Source organism: Acidisoma sp., from assembly GCF_035492295.1.
Lineage (GTDB): Bacteria > Pseudomonadota > Alphaproteobacteria > Acetobacterales > Acetobacteraceae > Acidisoma.
Map to the genome: position 1 here is coordinate 1 of NZ_DATJJK010000289.1, position 4,307 is coordinate 4,307.

The window sequence follows — 4,307 nt, forward strand, 5'->3', positions numbered from 1 at the left end:
CAGCCGCGCGGATTGGCCGAGGCCATTGAAAGACATGTGCGAGGCTGACGCGGGGCCGCTATCGCCCTAGTTTTCGACGGTGGCGTTGAGATAGCCGCGAAATTCATCCGCGCCCGCGAACGAGGTTTGCGTGCCGGGACGGGTGACGGAAAGAGCCGCATAGGCGGCGGCCCTGCACAGCGCCGCTTCGAGCGCGTGGCCAGAGGTCAGGTGAAAGGCGAAGGCGCCGATGAAGGCATCTCCGGCGCCGGTCGTGTCCGTCGCCTCGACCGGAACCGCTGGAATATGCAGCGTGCGGTCCGGCTGGACGAGGAGCACGCCATCTCCCCCGAGCGTCACGATGATTTCCTTCATGCCGCGATCCAGCAGATGGCGTGCCGCCGCCTCCGCCTCTGCCGCAGTCTCTGTCGGCAGATTCGTGAGGATCGCCAGTTCGCTCTGGTTGGGCACGAAATAGTCGACACTCGCGATGCGCTCGACAGCAAGCGCTTCGGTTGCCGGCGCCGGGTTCAGCAGCACGCGGCGGCCGCACCGATGCGCCCAGTCGATGGTCGCATAGACTGTTTCGAGAGGAATTTCCAGTTGCAGCAGAATGAGGTCGCAACTCAACAGGAGATCCGCCGCCGCCTCCACATCCTTCGGCGACACGAGCCCGTTGGCACCCTTGACGATGAGGATGCTGTTCTCGCCATTGGCCGCGACGAAGATGGGAGCGACGCCGGTGGTGGCGCCGGGCGTGGCCAGGACATGGGTTACGTCGACACCATCGGATTGAAGGCTGCGCAGCGTCTCGCGGCCGAAATCATCCGCCCCTACCCGCCCGACCATCGCGACCCTCGCCCCCAGCCGGGCGGCGGCCACCGCCTGGTTGGCCCCTTTGCCGCCACGTCCGACCGCGAAGCGCGCCGCTTCCAGCGTTTCGCCCGCACGGGGCAGGCGGGGGCCATAGGTGATGAGGTCGGTCATGTTGCTGCCGATCACGCCGATGCGCCCGGTCATCAGTTACTCCCCGCCGGCGCATCCAGTTCCGTCGGGTCGAAGTAGACGTGCACCGACTGGAAGCGGCTTCCGGCAATGCGGATGACATTGGCGCCCTTCGATCGGAACAGCGCCCCGCCATGGTCCTTGAAGACCGACCGCCACTCGAAGGCACCGACATCGCCAAGCTCAACCGCGCCCACGATATCAACCTGCAGGCTCGGAAACCGGTCGACACTCGTCTGATAGAACCGCCTGATCTCGTCGTGCCCTACAAGCCGGCCGAGGCCGGGCACGACAAGCTCGGCATCCTCCGCGTAGCAGGTGAGGATCGCCGCGACATCACGCGTGCATTCAATCTGCCAGTAGTTTTCCGCCACTTCTCTTGGTGTCATCGACCGGGTCTCCCATTGCGAACTCTGCCTCGGGCCTGATCGGTTCAGATGAAGTCGCACGTGCGATTCATCTGAACCGTGAATCAGACCCTCATCAATCAGTGACAGCGTGATTCACATGATCACGCTCTAGCCCTTGTAATCGCCGATATACTGCTGGATCGCCGAGACCGAAGCCGGGTCCTGCACATTCTTGGAGGTTACGAGCGTGAACGGAACCGGCGTATCCTTGGCCATTGGCTGACCGCCATTGGTGAAGAGCGTGTGCAGAGCGTCTACCGCCTGCTCACCCATCAACACCGGGCTTTGCAAGACGGAAGCTTTGATGACCCCGGACTTGATATAGCCGATCTCGCCGAGGTCGGCATCGAAGCCGACCACCACGACCTTGTTCTGCAAGTGCATCCGCGCCACCGCTTGCGCAACACCGAGGGCCGAGCGGTCATTCGCGCCGAAGATGACGTTGATCTTCGGATTGCGCTCGAGCAGCGTCGTCGTTTCCTGCAGTGCTGTCTGCGGCACGCCATTGCTAAGCTCAAGGCCGGCGAACTTCATCCCGGGGTAACTGGCCATGCCGGCATGAAACCCGTCATTGCGCTGCCGCCCGGAGCTTGTGCTCAGACTGTAGTCGATGATCGCATACTGGCCCTGGCCGTGGACCATCTTGGCGGCATAATCCGCCGCCGCAGCCGCCGCTTTCGCATTCGGTACTGCGATGAAGGTCGCGGCATCCATCGGCGTCAACGTCGAGTCGGTCGCGATGACGTAGATCTTCTTGGTCATCGCCTTGCGGACCGGCGGCAGCAGTGCAGTCGGGCTCGACGGAACCAGGATGATGCCGGAGACATCACGCGTGATCGCCGTATCCGTCATGTTGATCTGCGAACTGACGTCCGATATCGCGAAGGGCGCGCGCATGATGGTCTGGTAGCCGAATTTGCTCGCTTCCTGCTTGATGCCGTCATATTCCCGCAGGAAATAGGGAGTGGTGCTCTCCGAGGGAATGAATTCGATCGTCTTTGCGGTCCCGGCGCGCGCCGGGGCGGCATGGCCGATCGCCACCGCCAGAGCGGTTGCGCAGATGCCGCCACAGATCAAGCCCTTGATTGTCTTCATGTCCATTCCTCCTGTTTTGATTTTTTTACTTGTCTTGTCTTTGAATGGTTGAGGATGCGGCCTTGGCTTCCTCGAGTCCTAGACTGCGACTCTCTTTCTGAATGAGTCAACATAGACCGCACCAATGACCACACATCCCAAGATCACGGTTTGTGCATAGTTGGAGAGGCCGATCAGGTCCGTGCCGTTCGCGAGCACGCCGATCAGAAGAACACCGAACATCGAAGCCCAGACCGTGCCCTGGCCGCCGAACAGGCTGCCACCGCCGATGACCACAGCCGCAATCGAATCGAGTTCATAATTTTCGCCCGCTGTCGGCAACGCCGAATTGACGTAAGCCGTCAACAGCACACCGCCGATCGCCGAGAGAAATCCGGACATGGTATAGACCAGGACGATGTTGCGACGAACGGGAAGGCCGGAAAGGGTAGCCGCGCGCGGATTGCTCCCGATTGCATAGATGCTGCGCCCGAAGCGCGTTCGGCCGAGCACGATCTGTCCGATAATCGCGAGGACGATGCTGACGAGAATGATATCCGGGAAAATGCCCAGAGCGCCCGTGCCGAAGGCATTGAAGATCGGCGGAAGCTGGTAGATCGGCTGGCCGCCGGTCACCAGCAAAGCGGCGCCGCTCGCGATGCTGAGCGTGCCGAGCGTTACGATGAAGGCCGGCACCTTCGTGTAGGCGGTCAGTAACCCGTTGACGAGTCCGACGCCGGCGCCGACCAGCAGAGCCACGACGATGCCGAGCAGAATGCCGCCCAGGCCGCCGGTGCCCATCATGCCCGCGCCGAGAATGCCGGTGAGACCGATGACCGCCCCCTGGGAGAGATCAATCCCGGCCGTGATGATGACGAAGGTCTGGCCGATCGCGAGCACCGCGATCACGGCGACCGACTGCAGCAGCGTCAAAACGTTGTTGCTGCTGATGAAAGCGGGTGCGGCAATGGCGAAGCCAATGACGAGCACCAGCAGAACCGCCGCCACAAGGGAGGAATTCAGCAATGCCACCAGGCCATTGGCAAAGCCGGCCCGGTCTGACGCGCTCCGCATTAGACTAGCTCCTCTTGACTGGGGATGATTTCGCTACCGCCGAGTGTCGTCTTCAACAGTTCGGTTTCGCTGACTTCCCCTTTGTTGTAATGCGCAACCAGCTGTCCCTCGCGGAATGCGATGATGCGGTCTGCGGTTCCCAGAAGTTCCGGGTTATAGTTCGAGATCAGCACGATGGAGTGGCCACTGTCGGCAAGATCGCCGATCAGCCGGTAGATTTCTGCCTTCGATCCGACATCGACGCCTTTGGTCGGGTTGTTGAGGATCAGGCAGGGCCGGTCATGCAGGAACCAGCGGCCGAGCACGACCTTCTGCTGGTTTCCGCCCGAGAGGCTGCGGGCCGGCAATCGCGGATGCGGCGGCCGCACCTGCATGTGCCCGATTTCCTGCCGCACGAGCGCGCGTTCCTGTGCGAGATCGAGAAAGCCGCCGCGTTTCACCAGGCGGCTCCCGGCCGCCCCGATGAGCGGCAGAGTAAAGTTGCTCGAAATAGAAAGATCGAGCAGCAGAGCATCGGTGCGCCGGTCTTCCGGAACGAAGGCAATTCCTGCCTTCAAGGCCTCGGCCGGATTGCGCGGCGCGATGCTGCGGCCGGAAAAGGTGATGGTTCCCGCGGTGAGGCGCCGCAATCCGCCGAGAAGCTCGCCAAGCGCGGCGCTGCCGGAGCCGACCGCACCGGCGACACCCAGCACCTCGCCGCGACGGATGGTGAGATCAATCGGCGCCATGCCCGCACAAGCAGCCTGCGAGAGTTGGATCAATGCC

Annotated in this window: 5 protein-coding genes; all 5 read right to left on the bottom strand. The window is 62.4% G+C overall.

The features are described 5' to 3' along the window. Window positions 1-66: 66 nt before the first annotated feature. Window positions 67-999 carry a ribokinase gene (rbsK, locus tag VL752_RS21655; protein ID WP_325358645.1) on the bottom strand — a complete coding sequence of 311 codons (933 nt, stop codon included), beginning with the start codon at window positions 997-999 and terminating at the stop codon, window positions 67-69. Then, entirely contained in the window at window positions 999-1,373 is a 375-nt protein-coding gene (locus tag VL752_RS21660; protein WP_325358647.1) for a nuclear transport factor 2 family protein, read from the bottom strand. The genes rbsK and VL752_RS21660 overlap by 1 nt, the downstream gene beginning before the upstream one ends. A gap of 129 nt (window positions 1,374-1,502) precedes the next feature. Further along, a complete protein-coding gene (locus VL752_RS21665) occupies window positions 1,503-2,489 on the bottom strand; it encodes a sugar ABC transporter substrate-binding protein (protein ID WP_325358649.1) in 987 nt (328 codons plus the stop codon). Between the two features lie 78 nt (window positions 2,490-2,567). After that, window positions 2,568-3,542 carry an ABC transporter permease gene (locus VL752_RS21670; RefSeq protein ID WP_325358651.1) on the bottom strand — a complete coding sequence of 325 codons (975 nt, stop codon included), beginning with the start codon at window positions 3,540-3,542 and terminating at the stop codon, window positions 2,568-2,570. After that, window positions 3,542-4,307 (bottom strand): ATP-binding cassette domain-containing protein (locus tag VL752_RS21675; protein WP_325358653.1); only part of this gene is annotated, 766 nt, incomplete at its 5' end. The genes VL752_RS21675 and VL752_RS21670, both read right to left, overlap by 1 nt.

Excerpts from the sequence above, each read along its gene's own strand:
- VL752_RS21665 (WP_325358649.1), bottom strand. The coding sequence starts at position 2,489 with ATGAAGACAATCAAGGGCTTGATCTGTGGCGGCATCTGCGCAACCGCT.
- rbsK (WP_325358645.1), bottom strand. The coding sequence starts at position 999 with ATGACCGGGCGCATCGGCGTGATCGGCAGCAACATGACCGACCTCATC.
- VL752_RS21660 (WP_325358647.1), bottom strand. The coding sequence starts at position 1,373 with ATGACACCAAGAGAAGTGGCGGAAAACTACTGGCAGATTGAATGCACG.
- VL752_RS21670 (WP_325358651.1), bottom strand. The coding sequence starts at position 3,542 with ATGCGGAGCGCGTCAGACCGGGCCGGCTTTGCCAATGGCCTGGTGGCA.